Origin of the sequence: Actinoplanes sp. NPDC049118 (assembly GCF_040648555.1) — a bacterium.
GTDB lineage: Bacteria > Actinomycetota > Actinomycetes > Mycobacteriales > Micromonosporaceae > Actinoplanes.
The window spans coordinates 137,815-154,358 of sequence record NZ_JBEZDY010000007.1; the positions used below are offsets into that span (position 1 = coordinate 137,815).

Annotated in this window: 16 protein-coding genes and 1 tRNA gene; 6 read left to right on the forward strand and 11 right to left on the reverse strand. The window is 69.9% G+C overall.

The genetic code is table 11. From position 1 onward, the window contains the following. The first annotated feature begins 4 nt into the window (after window positions 1–4). Window positions 5–655, forward strand: a complete 651-nt coding sequence (locus AB0B58_RS12845; protein WP_360222192.1) for an aminodeoxychorismate/anthranilate synthase component II — start codon at window positions 5–7, stop codon at window positions 653–655. A gap of 75 nt (window positions 656–730) precedes the next feature. Here AB0B58_RS12845 and pknB read toward each other — a convergent pair whose 3' ends face one another. The 7 genes from pknB to AB0B58_RS12880 form a co-directional block, all read right to left on the reverse strand. Continuing rightward, window positions 731–2,521 (reverse strand): Stk1 family PASTA domain-containing Ser/Thr kinase, encoded by a 1,791-nt coding sequence (gene pknB, locus AB0B58_RS12850; protein ID WP_360222195.1) that lies wholly within the window; start codon window positions 2,519–2,521, stop codon window positions 731–733. Next, the gene (locus tag AB0B58_RS12855; protein WP_360222198.1) at window positions 2,518–3,870 is read right to left on the reverse strand and encodes a protein kinase domain-containing protein; all 1,353 of its coding nucleotides are present in this window, start codon (window positions 3,868–3,870) and stop codon (window positions 2,518–2,520) included. The genes pknB and AB0B58_RS12855 overlap by 4 nt, the downstream gene beginning before the upstream one ends. Before the next feature lies 1 nt (window position 3,871). After that, a complete protein-coding gene (locus tag AB0B58_RS12860; protein ID WP_360222201.1) occupies window positions 3,872–5,377 on the reverse strand; it encodes a penicillin-binding protein 2 in 1,506 nt (501 codons plus the stop codon). Next, the gene (locus tag AB0B58_RS12865; RefSeq protein ID WP_360222705.1) at window positions 5,374–6,765 is read right to left on the reverse strand and encodes an FtsW/RodA/SpoVE family cell cycle protein; all 1,392 of its coding nucleotides are present in this window, start codon (window positions 6,763–6,765) and stop codon (window positions 5,374–5,376) included. Before AB0B58_RS12865 ends, AB0B58_RS12860 begins: the two co-directional genes overlap by 4 nt. 143 nt (window positions 6,766–6,908) lie before the next feature. After that, on the reverse strand, window positions 6,909–8,336 hold the full coding sequence (locus AB0B58_RS12870) for a protein phosphatase 2C domain-containing protein (protein WP_360222204.1): 1,428 nt from the start codon (window positions 8,334–8,336) through the stop codon (window positions 6,909–6,911). Further along, entirely contained in the window at window positions 8,333–8,815 is a 483-nt protein-coding gene (locus AB0B58_RS12875; protein WP_360222207.1) for an FHA domain-containing protein, read from the reverse strand. The genes AB0B58_RS12870 and AB0B58_RS12875 overlap by 4 nt, the downstream gene beginning before the upstream one ends. 5 nt (window positions 8,816–8,820) lie before the next feature. Further along, window positions 8,821–9,606 (reverse strand): DUF3662 and FHA domain-containing protein, encoded by a 786-nt coding sequence (locus AB0B58_RS12880; RefSeq protein WP_041840475.1) that lies wholly within the window; start codon window positions 9,604–9,606, stop codon window positions 8,821–8,823. A gap of 168 nt (window positions 9,607–9,774) precedes the next feature. Between AB0B58_RS12880 and AB0B58_RS12885 the strand changes: the two genes are divergently transcribed. The 4 genes from AB0B58_RS12885 to AB0B58_RS12900 all read left to right on the forward strand — a co-directional run bounded on the left by AB0B58_RS12885 (window position 9,775) and on the right by AB0B58_RS12900 (window position 13,108). Then, window positions 9,775–9,857: transfer RNA gene (locus AB0B58_RS12885), tRNA-Leu, on the forward strand. A 412-nt stretch (window positions 9,858–10,269) separates the two neighbouring features. Then, window positions 10,270–11,349, forward strand: coding sequence for an NAD-dependent epimerase/dehydratase family protein (locus AB0B58_RS12890; protein WP_360222210.1), 1,080 nt, complete (start codon window positions 10,270–10,272; stop codon window positions 11,347–11,349). After that, window positions 11,325–12,152, forward strand: coding sequence for a WecB/TagA/CpsF family glycosyltransferase (locus tag AB0B58_RS12895; protein WP_360222213.1), 828 nt, complete (start codon window positions 11,325–11,327; stop codon window positions 12,150–12,152). The genes AB0B58_RS12890 and AB0B58_RS12895 overlap by 25 nt, the downstream gene beginning before the upstream one ends. Window positions 12,153–12,427: 275 nt before the next feature. Then, window positions 12,428–13,108, forward strand: coding sequence for a hypothetical protein (locus AB0B58_RS12900; protein WP_360222216.1), 681 nt, complete (start codon window positions 12,428–12,430; stop codon window positions 13,106–13,108). A 9-nt stretch (window positions 13,109–13,117) separates the two neighbouring features. Here the strand turns inward: AB0B58_RS12900 and AB0B58_RS12905 are convergent, their stop codons facing one another. From AB0B58_RS12905 to AB0B58_RS12915, 3 genes are all read right to left on the reverse strand, one after another. Further along, window positions 13,118–13,570 carry a hypothetical protein gene (locus AB0B58_RS12905; protein ID WP_360222219.1) on the reverse strand — a complete coding sequence of 151 codons (453 nt, stop codon included), beginning with the start codon at window positions 13,568–13,570 and terminating at the stop codon, window positions 13,118–13,120. Window positions 13,571–13,784: 214 nt separating this feature from the next. After that, the gene (locus AB0B58_RS12910; protein WP_360222222.1) at window positions 13,785–14,009 is read right to left on the reverse strand and encodes a DUF397 domain-containing protein; all 225 of its coding nucleotides are present in this window, start codon (window positions 14,007–14,009) and stop codon (window positions 13,785–13,787) included. Next, complete coding sequence (locus AB0B58_RS12915; RefSeq protein ID WP_360222709.1) at window positions 13,973–14,854, reverse strand: helix-turn-helix transcriptional regulator; 882 nt, start codon at window positions 14,852–14,854, stop codon at window positions 13,973–13,975. Before AB0B58_RS12915 ends, AB0B58_RS12910 begins: the two co-directional genes overlap by 37 nt. Before the next feature lie 475 nt (window positions 14,855–15,329). Here AB0B58_RS12915 and AB0B58_RS12920 point away from each other — a divergent pair, with 475 nt between their 5' ends. Beyond that, a complete protein-coding gene (locus tag AB0B58_RS12920) occupies window positions 15,330–15,629 on the forward strand; it encodes a hypothetical protein (RefSeq protein ID WP_360222225.1) in 300 nt (99 codons plus the stop codon). 25 nt (window positions 15,630–15,654) lie between these two features. On the opposite strand, the gene AB0B58_RS12925 is transcribed toward AB0B58_RS12920, so the two are convergent. Then, complete coding sequence (locus AB0B58_RS12925; protein ID WP_360222228.1) at window positions 15,655–16,503, reverse strand: PASTA domain-containing protein; 849 nt, start codon at window positions 16,501–16,503, stop codon at window positions 15,655–15,657. Between the last annotated feature and the right edge of the window lie 41 nt (window positions 16,504–16,544).

The window sequence follows — 16,544 nt, forward strand, 5'->3', positions numbered from 1 at the left end:
CTCCGTGCGCATCCTCGTGATCGACAACTACGACTCGTTCGTCTTCAACCTCGTGCAGTACCTGGGTCAGCTGGGCGCCGAATGCGAGGTGCGGCGCAACGACGAGATCACGGTGGCCGACGTCGGCGGCTTCGGCGCCGCGGGGATCCTGCTCTCCCCCGGACCGGGTACGCCGGACCGCGCCGGCATCATGATGGACGTCATCACCGAGTACGCGGGAAAGCTGCCGATGTTCGGTGTCTGCCTGGGTCATCAGGCGATCGGTGCGGCGTTCGGCGGCACCGTGACCCGGGCACCGGAGTTGCTGCACGGCAAGACGTCCGCGGTGCGGCACAAGGGCATGGGCGTGCTCGCGGGCCTGCCGGACCCGTTCACGGCGACCCGCTACCACTCGCTGGCCGTGCTGCCCGAGACGCTCCCCGGCGAGATCGAGGTCACCGGCTGGACCGAGTCCGGCGTGGTCATGGCGATGCGCCACCGGACGCTGCCGATCGAGGGCGTCCAGTTCCACCCGGAGTCGGTGCTGACCGAGGGCGGTCACACCATGCTGGCCAACTGGCTGGCCTCCTGCGGCCTGCCGGAGGCGCTCGAGCGGGCGCCGGGGCTGGCCGCCGAGGTGGAGACCCGCCGCCGCTCGGCGTTCGCGACCGCCTGACCCCTCCCGCGCTCCACGAAGACGAAAGGCCCGGCCGCCGTGTGGCGTCCGGGCCTCCTGTCAGCTGGCTGGGGATCAGCGGCCGAGCAGGCCACCGACCGTGCCGCCGTCGCCGTCTCCGCCGCCGTCGCCGCCCGGCGGGGGCGAACCGCTCGGGTCCGGCGTGCCGGTGTCGTCCGGGTCCGGCTCGGCGATGACGGTCAGCGTGATAGTCGTGTTCTTGGACCGCTTCTGCCGCGCGTCCGGGGTCTGCGCGACCACCGTCCCCGGCGTGCCCTCCTGGTCCGACGGCTGGCTGGTGATGTTGGTGAAGCCGGCGTTCTTGAGCAGGGCCCTGGCCACTTCCTCGGTCTCGCCCACCACCGACGGCACTTCGAACAGGTTGCCCCTCGAGATCTCCACCGTGATCTTGGTGCCGGGCTCGACCTGCTGGCCCGCGCTCTCGACCTTCAGCACCTGGCCGGCCGGCGCGGAGCTGTTGACCTCCTTGAAGGTCGGGTCGAGTTTGGCCTCCTCGAGCGCGGTCTCCGCCTCGTCGCGGCTACGGCCGACAAGGTCGCCCGGGACCCGGGTCAGCTTGGGGCTGCTGCACAGGTTCACGGTCACGGTCTGGTCGACTCGCAGCGTCGAGTTCTCGTCCGGAGACTGCTTCACGACCTCGGGCTCGTCCTTGCAGTCCTGGGTCTCCTCGGAATCGCCGACGGCCATGTTGTCGAAACCCGCGTCCGCGAGCTTCTTTCGGGCGTTGCTCTCCGACAGCCCGATCACCTTCGGGACGATCCGCGTCGCCGCTTCCTCCGGCTTGTCGTTGTTCGCCAGCGTCAGGCCGATGCCCAGTGCCACGACGGCCAGCACACCGAGCGCGGCGAGCACCGCCATCACCCAGGAGGACGTCCTGCGCTCCGGTTGCCGCGGACCTCCGGCCGGGATCGCCCGGGTCATCGCCGTCTGCTGACGCATCGGTGGGCCGGCCATCGCCATCGTCTCGGCCTCGGACATCACCGGCGTGGCCATCACCGGGCGGCCCGAAACCGCACGCAGCGCGTCGGCACGCATCTCCTGCGCGCTCTGGTAGCGGTTCAGCGGGTTCTTCGCCAGCGCCTTCAGCACGATCGCGTCGACGTCCGGCGGAACCTCGCGGTTGATGTCGCTCGGCGCCTTCGGTTCCTCACGGACGTGCTGATAGGCGACGCTGACCGGGCTGTCCCCGACGAACGGCGGGTGCCCGACCATGAGCTCGAAGAGCACACAACCGGCGGCGTACACGTCGGAGCGGGCGTCGACGGACTCGCCGCGGGCCTGCTCCGGCGACAGGTACTGCGCCGTGCCGATGACGGCGCTGGTCTGCGTCATCGTGGTGGCACCGCTGGCCAGGGCCCGCGCGATGCCGAAGTCCATCACCTTGACCTGGCCGTTCTGCGTGATCATCACGTTGCCGGGCTTGATGTCGCGGTGGATGATGCCGTGCCGGTGGCTGAACTCCAGCGCGGCGCAGATGTCCGCGGTCATCTCCAGGGCGCGGCGCGGCTGGATGCGCTGCTCGGCGGCGAGGACCTCCTTGAGGGTCCGGCCGTTGACGAACTCCATGACGATGAACGGCAGCTTCTCGCCGGTCGACGAGACCTCTTCGCCGGTGTCGTAGACGGCGACGATCGCCGGGTGGTTCAGCGCCGCCGAGTTCTGCGCCTCGCGGCGGAACCGCTCCTGGAAGGTCGCGTCCCGGGCGAGGTCGGTGCGCAGCATCTTGATGGCCACGTCGCGGCCGAGGCGCAGGTCACGGCCCTTGTGCACCTCTGCCATACCGCCATAGCCGAGCAGCTCGCCGACCTGGTACCTGCCACCGAGCAGGCGGGCCTGCGCCGTCATAGCGTCTGTCGTCCTTCGGTTGCGTGGTTCAGGCTGTGCGGAGCGGCAGCCTGCTTCAGAAGACGGTACGACGCCACCGGCGCCCGTTGCCCGGCGAGATCGCCGATCGCGCCGGTACTGCCCTGCTTGAGCAGGAACGAGATGACGCCCGCGCAGAGCAGGACAAGCAGTGCGAGGACCACCGCCAGCACGATCAGCACCTGCCGGCCGCCGGACCCCTCGGGCTTGCCACCCTGCATCGGGTGGTGCTGCATCGGCGGCGCCGACGGATGCCGGTACGGCTGCTGGGCCGGCGGCACCGAGGCCGCCCCGCGCGCCTGACCACCCGAGACCGGGCGGGGGATCGGCGGATACGGCGGCCGTGCCTGGCCCGAGACCGGATGTCCGGGCGGGCCCGAGGCCGGTGCGCCCGAGTGCGGCCGGTTCGCCACCGCGGGCCCGCCGGACTGCGGCCTGTTCATCGCCGGGCCGCCCGACTGCGGGTGCCCGGCCTGGCCGGAGCCGTTGACGGCCGGCTGATGCACCTGTGTGGTCAGGGAGGAGGCGGCCTGCCGGGCGACGGCGGCCATCGCCGACGCGGTGGGCCAGCGCGCGCCCGGGTCCTTGGCCAGCGCCCGGTGGACGATCGCACGGACCGCCGGCGGGATGTCGGCCGGCAGCGGCCGGGGTGTGTCCCGTACGTGCTTCATGGCGATCTCGATCGGCGTCGAGCCGTCGAAGGGCCGGTGACCGGAGAGGCACTGGTACGCGACCACGCCGAGAGCGTAGACATCGGAGGCGGCCGTGGCGACCGCGCCCGAGGCCTGCTCCGGCGAGATGTACGAGGCCGTGCCGAGCACCGAGCCCGCCACGGTCAACTGCCCGACGAGGGCGGACCGGGCGATGCCGAAGTCGGTGAGCACCAGCGTGCCGTTCGGGCGTACCAGCAGGTTGCCGGGCTTGACGTCGCGGTGCACGATGCCGTTCGCGTGCGCGGCCTGCAGCGCGTCCGCGGCCTGGGCGACCAGCGCCATCGTGCGCGCCGGGGTGAGCCGGCCGACCCGGCTGAGGGTGCGCGAGAGGGCGTCGCCCTCGACGTACTCCATGACCAGGAACGCGAGCTGCTGGTCGCTGCCGTAGTCGTAGACGTCGACCACGCCGGGGTGGTTGATGGTGGCCATGGTCCGCGCCTCGCCGCGGAAGCGCTCGGCGAAGCCGGGCTCGTCCAGCAGTGCCGGCAGCAGAATCTTCACGGCGACCGTCCGGCCCAGCACCTCGTCGGTGCCGCGCCACACGTCGCCCATACCCCCTCCGGCGATCCGCTCGTCCAAGCGGTACCGGCCGCCGAGGGTGACCCCAGGGCTGATCATGTCAGTCCCCTCCCCGGCCCGCCGCGGCCTTCATGATGAGCCCGGCGATCCGGGCCGCCTCGGCGCTCGCGTGACCGCCGGGCACGTTCTCCAGCATGACGCAGACCGCCGAGACCGCCTCACCCTTGTCGTTGTAGGCGAATCCGATGAACCATCCGTGGTCGTCCGCCCCGACCGCGTTCTGAGCCGTGCCGGTCTTGCCGCCGACCTTGAAGCCGTCGATCTGCGCCGCCTTGCCGGTGCCGTTCTCGACGACGCTGACCATCATGTCCTGCAGGTCGCGCGCGACGTCGCTGTCGACCGGCGTGCGCAGCGTCTGCGGGCTGGCGTTGTAGATCGGCCGGCGATCGGGGCTGAGCTGCTGCTGCACCAGGTACGGCCGCATCTGCCGGCCGTCGTTGGCGACCGTCGCCGCCATCAGCGCGCCCTGCATCGTCGTCATCCGGACGTCCTTCTGCCCGATCGACGACTGGGCGAGCGCGGCCTGGTCGGTGCTGCCGTCCGGGTTCGCCATGTCGCCGGTGCGGCTCGCCGCGACGGGCAGGCCCGAGCCGTCCTCCAGGTTTCCGACCGTCAGGTCGGTCTGCTCGAAGCCCCACGCCTGCGCGGCCTTCTCGACCTTGTCCCGGCCGAGTTTGACGCCGAGCTGCGCGAAGCCGGTGTTGCAGCTGTCGGTCAGCGCCTCCTCGAGCGTGACCTGCGCACCGGGGCAGGTCTCCGCCTCCGAGTTCTTGATCGGGGCGCCGGAGCCGGGCGCGGTGTAGGTCGAGCCGGCCGGGATCTCGGTGCTCTTCTCGTAGCCGTCCTGCAGGGCGGCCGCCGAGATGATGACCTTGAAGGTGGAACCGGGCGGGTACGTCTCGGACAGCGCGCGGTTCAGCAGCGGCTTGTCCTCGTCGGCGTTCAGCTTCTTGTACTCCGCCGCGGCCGCCTCGGTGTCGTGACTGACCAGCGGATTCGGATCGAAGGTCGGGAACGACACGAGCGCCTGGACCGCGCCGGTGCGCGGATCGATCGCCACCGCGGAGCCCTTCTTGGCGCCCCGCTCGTTGTCGGTGAGCTGCTTGTAGGCCGTCTGCTGTGCCTTGGGCTTGACCGACAGCACGATGTTGCCGCCGCCGGCGTTGTCGCCGGTGAACATCGCGCTGACCCGGTCGGCGAAGAGCTTGTCGCTGGCGCCGGAGAGGAACTCGTTCTCGCTGCGCTCGATGCCGACCTCGGCGATGTTGACCGGCTTGTAGCCGATGATCGGCGCGTAGAGCTTCTTCTCCGGGTACACCCGCAGGTACTTCAGCGTGTCGTCGGTGGCCTTGTTCTCCGCGAGCCCCTTGCCACCGACCTCGATGACACCGCGCGGCACCTCGTACTCGGCGACGCGGACGCGGCCGTTGTAGTCGTTGGTGCGGTATTCGTCGGCCTTGTAGCCCTGCACCCAGTTCAGGTTGGCGAAGAGGAGGCCGAAGAGCACGAGGATGACCACACCGGCCTTGCGCAGAGGTGCGTTCACGGCTTGATCACCTCCGTCATGGCGCCGTGCAGCTGGGCGGGCGGTTGCTTCGGTACACCGGCGACCGCCGCCGGGCCGCTGGTCGCGGGCCTGCGCGCGGCGTCGGAGATCCGCAGCAGCATCGCGATCAGCAGCCAGTTCGCCATCAGGGACGAACCGCCGGAGGACAGGAACGGCGTGGTCTGACCGGTCAGCGGGATGAGGCCGGTGATGCCACCAAGGATGACGAAGACCTGCAAACCCAGGGTGAACGCGAGGCCACCGGCGACCAGCTTGCCGAACGAGTCGCGTACCCCGAGGGCCGCACGCAGGCCGCGCTCGACGATCAGCAGGTAGCAGATCAGCAGGGCGGAGAGGCCGAAGAGGCCGATCTCCTCGCCCATGCCGGCGAAGATGAAGTCGTTGCGCACCTCGGGCACGAAGCCCGGCGAGCCGGCGCCCGGCCCGGTGCCGAACAGGCCGCCCGTTCCGAGGCCGAGCAGGCCCTGCACGAGCTGGTAGCTGCCGCCGACCCGCTCGTAGTTCTCCGCGGCGAACGGGTCCAGCCAGACCGTCGCGCGGTCGTAGAAGTTGGCGAACGGCCCGCCGACCGCGGCACCCAGCAGGTAAGCCACGTAGACGCCGCCGAAGAACATAACCAGGCCGATGATCAGCCAGCTGGCCCGTTCCGTGGCGACGTAGAGGGTCACGACGAACAGGCCGAAGTAGAGCAGCGCCGTGCCGAGGTCCTTCTCGAACACCAGGACCAGCAGCGAGAGCAGCCACACCGTGACGACCGGACCGAGGTCGCGGCCGCGGGGGAAGTCGATGCCGAGGAAGCGGCGGCTGGCCAGCGAGAGCACCTCGCGCTTGCGGACCAGGTAGTAGGCGAAGAAGGAGACCAGGGCCAGCTTCGCGAACTCGCCGGGCTGGATCGAGAACGCGCCCATCTTGATCCACAGCTTGGCGCCGTTGACCTCCGAGAGGCTGCTGGGCAGCACCGCGGGGATCATCACCAGCACGATGCCGACCAGGCCCAGCGTGTACGCGTACCGCGAGACGGTCTTGTGGTCCCGCACGACCAGCAGCAGCACCGCCGCCAGCACCACCGCCACCAGCGTCCAGGCGAGCTGGCGGCCGCCGACGCCCGCGAAGAAGCCCGGCACGGGCTCCTTGTCGGCGATGGACTTGGCGACGTCGAGGCGGCGCAGGAAACCGACGCCGAGGCCGTTGATCAACGCAACGGCGGGGATCAGGACCGGGTCCGCGTACGGGGCCACGTAGCGGACCACCAGGTGCAGACCGAGGAAGAGCACGCTCAGCAGCGCCGCCGGCACCCAGAAGGTCGGCGTGATCTCGCCGAACTGGTTGGCCTCGACGGTCGCCCCGTAGGCGGCGACGATCGCCATCGCGAAGGCGAGCAGCCCGAGCTCCGCGTTGCGCCCCGTCTTCTGGCCCGGGACACGCGGCAGCTCACCCGTGGGAGCGGGTGTGGGAGCCGGGATGGCGGGCGCGGTCAAGAAGGAGTCCCCAGACTTCGGAAGGCGGACGCTCAGTCGACGGGTCGGCACCCGACCGGGTCGATGACCGGCGGGGCAGAGTCCGAAGGCAGGGCGTCCGGCGTGGTGGCAGGCGCGAGCGCCGGCGCCGAGGAGGGTGTGTTCCGGCCGGGAGACGAGGTCTTCCCTGCCGCGGACGGTACGCCGGACGGGTTCACCGGCTGCGTGACCGTCGGCGCGGGGCTGCTCGGCGAGCAGATCGGCTTCAGGTTGGGATTGGACGGCTCATCGCTGGTCAGCTCGGCCAGCCGGCGGCGGGCGTCGGGCTGGCTGTCCGCGTGGATGCCCTCCTTGACCCGGGCCTGCGCGACCAGGGTGAGGTCGTCCAGGCGGGCCGGGCTGGTCTCGTTGACGCTCGACAGGTCGAGGCCGGCGATCTGACCGGGCACCCCGCGGAAGATCGCGAGCTGGCCCTGCGGGGTGGCTCCGACGTAGTACTGCTTCTGGGTGTATTGCCAGCCCAGGTAGAGGCCGCCGCCGAGCACGCCGAGGAGCAGGAGAACCAGCAGGCTGGTGCGCACCGGGTGCTGCCGGGGCTGATCCGGCTCGTCGCGGTCATAGGCCGCGCCCTCGGGCTGCGCGGGCCGCGGCGGTGACTGCAGGGCAGCCGCGCGGGCCGCGGCGCTGGAGGCGTCCGCCACGGTCGAGTTGCCGCGGTCGCGGGCGGCCGCGCCGCCGACGATCGGGGCCTGCTCCATGATGTCGGCGTCGGTCGCGTCGGCGATCACCACGGTGATGTTGTCGGGGCCGCCGCCGCGGAGCGCGAGCTGCACAAGCCGCTCCACGCAGACCTGCGGATCCGGGATGTCCCGCATGCTCTCGTCGATGGTCTCGGCGCTCACGACGCCCGAGAGGCCGTCGCTGCAGATGAGGTAGCGGTCGCCCTTGAGCACCTGGCGTACCGAGTACTCCGGGTCGATGTCCCGGCCGTCGAGCGCGCGGGTCAGCAGCGACCGCTGCGGGTGGCTGCTCGCCTCCTCCGGACTGATCCGGCCCTCGTCGACCAGCATCTGTACGTAGGTGTCGTCCTTGGTGATCTGGGAGAACTCACCCTGGCGCAGCATGTAGGCGCGCGAGTCGCCGATATGCACCATGCCGATCTTGCTGCCGGAGAAGAGCACCGCGGTCAGCGTGGTGCCCATCCCCTCCAGGTGCGGATTGGCGTCGACGGTGTCGCGCAGGGTCTGGTTGGCCGTGCCGACCGCATGACGAAGGGCGTCGACCAGCGCATCGCCGGGTACGTCCTCGTCGAGCGGGGCCATGGCCGCGATGACGATGTTGCTGGCGACGTCACCGGCGGCCATGCCGCCCATGCCGTCGGCGACGGCAAGGAGCCGCGGTCCGGCGTAGACGGAGTCTTGGTTTCCGTCTCGGATCAGACCGCGGTCGCTCTGGGCGGCGTAGCGCAGGGTCAGGGTCATGGCCGTAACTCAAGTGAAGTGCGGCCGATCCGGATCGGCACGCCAAGGGGGACGGGAGTAGGTCCGGAGACCTTACCGCGATCGAGATAGGTGCCGTTCGTCGAGCCGAGGTCCTCTACGAACCACTGGCCGTCCCGCGGCACGAGCCGGGCGTGTCGAGCCGACGCGAAGTCGTCCGTGATGACCAGCGTCGAGTCCTCCGCCCGTCCGATAGTAATCTGAGCCTCACCGAGCGTGATCCTGGTGCCGGCCAACTGACCGGCGGTCACGACGAGCTGCCGGGCCGCCTTGCCACGCTTCGCCTTCGCGGGCCGGCCCTGCATCACCGCGCCACCCACGCCTCGCGGGCTGGCGACGATGCTCTTGGACCGGACCCCGGCGAAAAGGTCCTTTCGGATGACTCCCACCACTGTGAACACGAAGATCCACAGCAGGATCAGAAAGCCGAACCGGGCGACGGTGAGGACGAATTCTGGCAAGGTGCCTAGCCGTCCACTCGGAACGTGAGCGTGGTCGTGCCCAGCTGGATCATGTCGCCCGGGTTGAGTGCCACGGCCGACACGCGCTGGCCGTTGACCATCGTGCCGTTCGTCGATCCCAGGTCGGTCAGCACGACCTGGCTGCCGTCGTAGTCCAGCCGGGCGTGCCGGCGGGAGATGCCGACGTCGGGCAGGCGCAGATTCGCCTGGTCTCCGCGCCCTATCACCGTCGACCCCATCTGCAGCGGGTACGTGCGACCGTCGCCGGACACCAGGCCGACGTTGCGCCCGTTGTGCCCGTGCTGCTGGTAACCACCCTGTTGCTGCTGGTCGTACGGCGAGTAGGCCGGCGCCGCGTCGTAGGCGGGCTGCTGCACCGGGGCGACCTCGCCGCCGGTGTACACCTCCGCCGTGACCCGGAACATGCCGGTATCGAGCCCGTCACCGCGCTCGATCTCGACGATGACGTCGCCGTAGACCGTCCAGGCCTGCTCGCCGATGAACTCGGCCTGCGACTGGGCCAACTCCTGGGCCAGTGCGGCCGCATACGGCGCCAACCTGCTGTGGTCGTACGGCGAGAGATCGATCACGTAGCGGTTAGGCACCAAGGTACGGCCACCGGCGAGGATGGCCTTGTGCGCCTCGGCCTCCCGCTGCATCGCATTCAGAATCTCCACCGGGTGTACGACACCCTTGAACACCTTCGCAAAGGCCCCCTCGACCAGGCCTTCCAACCGCTTCTCAAAGCGCTGCAGCACGCTCACCGGCTCCTCCTCGGGTTCCGAGGACATGATGGTATCCGGCCGCCGCTTCCGCATCTCTGCGCAGAGCAGCCGGTCGCTCCTGACCCTCGTATTGCAACCCGTAACGCCGTGCTAGTCTTCCCTGGCGTCACGGGCAGTATCTGCTCGCGGTGTAACGAGGGACAGCGTAGTCTGTTCCGGCTAATTGAATGCCACGGGGATGTGGCGGAATGGCAGACGCGCACGGTTCAGGTCCGTGTGTCCGAAAGGACGTGGGGGTTCAACTCCCCCCATCCCCACGAGACCCTGAGGCCCTCCTGCCCGCGGAAAGCGCGGGCCTGGGGGCCTCGTCTTGTCTGCTCCGGGGGCCGAGCCCCCGGAAACCCCGCGTTGCGGTGGTTGCGCAGGTGCGTTGGTTGCGCCTGGTCGTGGCTGCGCGGGTGTCGTGGTTGCGCCTGGTCGTGGCTGCGCGGGTGTCGTGGTTGCGCCTGGTCGTGGCTGCGCGGGTGCGCCGGTTGCGCCTGGTCGTGGTTGTGCGGGTGTCGTGGCTGCGCCGGTGCAGTGGTTGTGCGGGGTGTCGTGGCTGCGCGGAGCGCGCAAACGGCCTTGCGGTTACGTGCGGCCCTCCGTTCGGGTGACAACAGAGCGTGAGCGTGGCCGCGTTATGCTCTCGTCTGATTTCCCGCCCCCGAGACCTCTGGAGAGTCACTCGTGGCCGTCGCCCTGGTAACCGGATCAGGTGGTCTCATCGGATCCGAGGCGGTCCGGCATTTCGCCGGGCTCGGCCTCGAAGTCGTCGGGATCGACAACGACATGCGGCAGGAGTTCTTCGGCGCGGAGGCCTCGACGGCCTGGAACGTGCAGCAGCTCACAGCCGAGCTCGGGTCGGCGTACTCCCACCACGGGGTGGACATCCGCGACCGGGACTCGCTGGCGAAGATCTTCCAGCGGTACCGCACGGACATCGCGGTGGTCATCCACACCGCCGCGCAGCCGTCGCACGACTGGGCCGTGCGCGACCCGTTCACCGACTTCGACGTGAACGCCGGCGGCACGCTCAACATGCTGCAGAACACCCGCGAGTACTGCATCGACGCGCCGTTCATCCACTGCTCCACCAACAAGGTGTACGGCGACACCCCCAACCGGCTCCCGCTCGTCGAGCAGGAGACCCGCTGGGAGATCGACCCGGCGCACCCGTACGCGGACGGCATCACCGAGGACATGTCGATCGACCACTGCCTGCACTCGGTCTTCGGCGCGTCGAAGGTTGCGGCCGACGTGATGGCCCAGGAATACGGGCGTTACTTCGGGATGAAGACGGCGATCTTCCGGGGCGGCACGCTGACCGGTCCGGCCCACTCGGCGACCGAGCTGCATGGCTTCCTCGGGTACGTGATGCGCGCCAACATGGAACGCCGGCTCTACCGGATCTTCGGCTACAAGGGCAAGCAGGTCCGCGACGCCATCCACAGCCACGACGTACTCAGCGCGTTCGAGGCGTTCTTCCGCAACCCGCGCTCGGCGGCGGTCTACAACCTCGGCGGCGGCCGGCACTCGAACTGCTCGAACCTCGAGGCGTTCGCCATGGCGGAGAAGATCAGCGGCACCGAGATGGTCACCGAGTACGTCGACGAGAACCGGATCGGCGACCACCAGTGGTGGATCGGCTCGATGGCCGCGTTCCAGGCCGACTACCCGGAGTGGAAGCAGGTCTACGACGTCCCGATGATCCTCCAGGAGATCTACGAGGCGAACGTCGGCAAATGGGTACCGGCGGCCAAGTCGTGATCTCTCAGGGCAAGAAGAACGTTCTCGGCGTGCTGGTCGACGCGATCGACTACGAGGCCGCAACGGCGCAGATCATCGAGGCGGCGCGGGAGCGCCGGCCCTACGCGGTGACCGCGCTGGCCGTGCACGGCGTGATGACCGGCGTGCAGGACCGGGCGCACAACGCCCGGCTCAACTCCTTCGACCTGGTGACCCCCGACGGCCAGCCGGTACGCGGCGCGCTCAACCTGCTGCACCACGCGGGCCTCACCGACCGGGTGTACGGCCCGGAGCTCACCCTGCGCGTGCTGCGCCGCGCGGCCGCGGAGGGCCTGCCGGTCTACCTGTACGGCTCCACCGAGCCGACGCTGGAGAAGCTGGTGCCGGCGCTGGAGGGGATGTTCCCCGCGCTGAAGATCGCCGGGGTCGAGGCGTCGAAGTTCCGCGGCGTCCAGCCGGGCGAGGACGCCGAGATCGCGGACCGGATCAAGGCGTCGGGCGCGCGCGTCGTCCTGGTCGGGCTGGGCTGCCCGCGCCAGGAGATCTTCACGTACGCGATGCGCCCGCTGCTCGACATGCCGCTGCTCGCCGTCGGCGCGGCGTTCGACTACCACGCGGGCCTGCTCAGGAACCCGCCCGAGTGGATGCAGAAGTACTCCCTGGAGTGGCTGTGGCGCCTCGGGCTGGAGCCGAAGCGGCTCTGGAGGCGTTACATCCTGCTGAACCCGGCATACGTGTCGCGGCTGGCGGCGCAGCGGCTCGGCCTGTGGAAGGCGACCCCGCCGGCGCCGGCCACCGAGGCGGTCACGGGTTTCGCGGTCTGACGACGGTGCCGGGGTCCGCCGCGTCGCCGCCGGGACCCCGACCGACCTCCCCAGGTCGAGCCGTCGACGCCCGGCGGATGCATCGCCGGGCATCTGGCACCCGACACTAGGACACACGTCACCGCCATAACAGGGGCGATTGTCCACTTCGCCCATTGGGATGAGCGCCCAACGTAGTTGTCCGGATACGCGGAGTTGCGCACGCGCCCCCTACGGGTACCCGGTCCGGGCATATCCCGGTTCTGTTCCTTGCGCGGCAGGTGAATTCTGTCGATGTGAAGACCGCAACGGACCTCATCCCGATCGGCGCGCTCGCCGCGATCTGGCTCACCGCCGGACTCCTGGCCGAGACGCTGCCCGGCGTCCGCACGGCCCGCGAGCTGCGCCGGCGCGCCCGCGCACTGTCCATGCTGGTCGGCGGCGGCATCGCGGTGCTCATCGCCGTACCGCTGGCGACGGGCCCGCTGCCGTGGGGCTCCGCGGTGGCCGCGGCCACGCTGCTGCCCGCCGTACCGGCGGCGTTCGTGATGCTGGTGACCGCGCGCCGCGTCACCCAGGTCCGGCGCGGCGCGGGCACGTTCGCCACCGCCCCGCTGACGCCGGCGCCGCCGGCCCTGCGCGCCGCGGCGGCCCACCCGCTCGTCGCGACCCCGCTTCAGGTCACCGGCCTGGCCGCGCTGGCCGGCGTGCCGGTCGCCGCCGGGGTCGTGGAACTGCCCGGCGCCGACATGGCCGGAGTCGTGCTCACGGCGGTCGGCGTCGGCGTTCTCGCCCTGGGCGTCCGGCACGCGATCCGGCACAGCCGGCTCAACGTGGCCGTCCTGGCCCCGATCGGCCGGGGTGGCCTGCGGGCCCTGCCGACGGTGCGCACGTCCACGCCGGCCGAGGCATACACCGCGCTGCCGGAGGAGCACGACGCGGCGATCACGGCCGCCCCCGCCGACCAGGCCGCGTGACGTGCGGGACTACTTGCGCCTTGCCTCCTGGACGTAGAGCAGTTCGAGGATCGACCGGGCAGCCTCGAACCAGCGGTCCAGCCAGCCGGATTCCGGCATCGTGCCGCGGGCCGGCAGCTCGAGCAGCAGTCCGCGCAGCAGCGGGTGGTCGGCCATCGACTGCGAGCTGCCCGCGTCGACCCAGCCGCCGGACGCGAAGACGGGCTCGGTCAGGCCCTGCAGGTCCAGCGACGGCAGCTTCGCCGCCCGCTCCAGCGCGCTGGTCGGCTCGATGGGCGTGCGGGTGGGCAGGCCCGAGGGGAGGCCGGAGCCGCTGCCGCTGCGCGAGATCAGCTCACCGTCGCCGTTCTCGGCGGCCAGCGCCGCCTCCCGGCGGGTCTGGCGGTACGCGCTCACGCCGCCGCTGAACCGATCCTGCGCGGTCGAGGATCCGTTGCTGAGGTTGTCGGAACCAATCGTCATCTGTTTCGCCTTGCCTCGCTCGTATCGAAGGCCTGCCCGCACCGTCACGAGAGGGGGACGGTCAGCCGTACGGGCCGACGGCGGTTCGGGGCGCGGTCCGGTCCGCGCTTAGAGCGTTCAACGAGGCCGACGCCGGGGGGCGACGGTGCAAAACGGGCGAAATGCGACGGCCGCCCCCACGCTCCCGGCGGGGGGCGGCCACTGGTGCCGTGCTCTACAGGTCGAACTCGCCGTCCTTGGCGCCTCCCACGAAGGCGTCCCACTCGGCGGCGGTGAAGATCAGCGCAGGTCCGGTCGGGTTCTTCGAGTCGCGGACCGCGATGGCCTCGTCAACGAAAGCGACCTCGACGCAGTTGTCACAGTTCGGGCCACTGCGAGTGCTCTTGAACCACTGCGCGCGGTTCAGATCGATCCGGAAACCTTTGGTCTCAACTTCCACAATGGCTCCTCTGCCAGCATTGCGATCATGTTCCTGGACTCCTCGGGAGAGAGGGCCGTCGCCCGGATGGTGTCGAAGATGGAGTTGTACTTGCGGAGGTCATCGCTCTTCTCCAGAAAGAGCCCACCGGTGGCGTTCTCAGAGAACACCACATTGGGATCTTCGGCATCCGGAAAGTCGAGGATCGCGAACGTGCCGTCCATGCCGGCGTGGGCACCTGCCGCGAACGGCAGGATCTGCAGCGTGACGTTCGGCAACCGGGTCGCCTCGACCAACCGGAGCAATTGATCTCGCATGACCTCGTCGCCGCCGACAGGGCGACTCACCACCGCTTCATCGAGCACCACCCATAGATCGATCGGATCGTCCTGAATCAATAACGCCTGGCGGGCCATTCGGACTCGTACCCGTTGCTCTATTTCTCGGTCGCTGTCACTCAGTCGGGCGGCCCTAATCATGGCAATTGCATACTTATCGGTCTGGAGTAAACCCGGCACGACCTGCTGCTCGTACGCCCGGATCGACTTCGCCGCGGCCTCCAGGCCGACGTAGGCACCGGTGAGGACCGTGCTGAATGGGTGCCACCACCCCTTTTGCCGCGCCTCTCGGGAGATTTGTACCAATTCCTCCAATTCGATGCCACTGACGCCGTAGATGTCCAACATGTCCTTGACATCGCGTGGCGTGGCGCTCGTGTGGCCGGTCTCGATTCTGGACACCTTGGACGGTGAACAGCCGAGGCGATCGGCCACCACGTCGATCGTCACGCCGGCCTCGTCGCGGTACCTGCGGAGTTCGGCACCGAGTCGGCGGCGGCGGATAGTGGGGCTGCGGCGCGGATTCACGCTCACCTCCGGACTGCGTGGCACCGTGCGACGGAACGACTACGCGGCGTTCGCCTTACGGTGTTTGTCGGAGTCAGTGTCTCTGTTGATCTCTTGATCCTTCAAGCGTCCACAGTGATCGTTAGATCACTATCGGCTGACCTGCAACTTGCATCGACTCCGCTCGTGGTGCAGTCTTTCCGTATGGCGCGCGTCACTTAGTGTTCTTGAAGAAGCGCTGAGAGGCACCGCCAAGCCCGACGCACCGCACCAAAAGCGACGCCGTCGCTGGGGGGCGGCTTCCGTCGAATGTCCTGGGTGGCTTTTGCCAGGTTCCCCGGACCCGACGAGGCCGTCGATGGCGTTACCGCACCGTTGTGATGAATGGCATCGTCGCAACCTTGCAAACATGTACGAGCCGGGCACACTGGACCATCTGCGTTCACTATGCGGCAAAATGATGTTTGCCCCTACTGGGTTCAGGACAGGAGATGACGTGCTTCCTCGGTCCGGCGATGTCATACACGTGACGAAGGCGGCGAGTGTCCAATTCGCGGCGCCGATGCTTTTCCGGGTCATCCGGGTGCACGACTGGCCGACCTACGAGGGCTGGATCTGGCTGGACGGCTACGAGCTCAACGCGTCCGGGGACGCTGTCGAGCGGCGCTCGATCTTCGTGCAGGTCGGCGGCCTGCGCCAGGTCGGCAAGGCCCCGGATCCGCGCACCCGCAACGGTCGCCAGCCGGGAATGACCACGGGCAGCATCCCGACCCGCGCCCTGCGCGCCAACCGCTGACCGCGGCTCCCTCGCTGCTCGGGGCTCAGTCCTCGTCCTGCTGACCGGCGGGCCCGGTGGTGGTGTCCGCCGGCGTGGGGGTGGCCGCCGTGGTCGGCGCCGCCGCGATGATCAGCGTGATGACCGTGTCCGCCGGCACCTGTTGGCCCTCGGCCGGGTCACTGTCGATCACGGTTCCGGCCGGAGAATCGCTGGTCACGAAGCGCAGGCGATAGCTCAGCCGCTTGCGGTCGAGCGCCGCGCGCGCCTCGTCCGAGGAGAGCCCCTTCAGCGCCGGAACCGTGATGTCGGTCGGCGACGGCGCCACCGAACGCGTCGGCTCGGTGGTGGCCGGCGCGGTGGACGGCGCCGCGGTGGTGGGCTCGACGGTCGGCGGCGGCGCGGCCGAGGCCGTGACCGCCGGCGGAGTGCCGGCATCCTCCCCGGTGGACTGCACGATCAGGTAGATCCCCCAGCCCAGCAGGGCGAGCAGCAGCAGGGCCACGATGCCGACGACGATCGGCATCCACCACTTCCCGTTCGGCTCGCCCGGGGGCATCGTCGACCAGTCGGCGTCGTCGGCGTAGCCGGGCCGCGGCCGCACCCCGGCCCGCCCGGACCAGGCCGGACCGCCGTCGTCCACCCAGTCGTAACGCTCTGTGCGGGTACCCGGGTCTTCCGCGGCGGGAAGTTCCGACGTGGCGTCGGCCGGCGGCGTCCGCGGGGACTCCACGGTCGCGTCGTCATCGGGCGTCGTGCGCGGCATCTCCTCGGTGGGGTCCGCGGCACCGTCCCCCTTTCGGGGACCGTCGTTCGGACGACTTCCGCCCTCGTCCGCGGACGCGGAGAACTCGCTCGTCTCGTCAGGACGGCGGGGCTCCTCGTCGTCGGACATCGCAGGATCCTCTCCCCTCACACACCGCCTGACGCCAACCT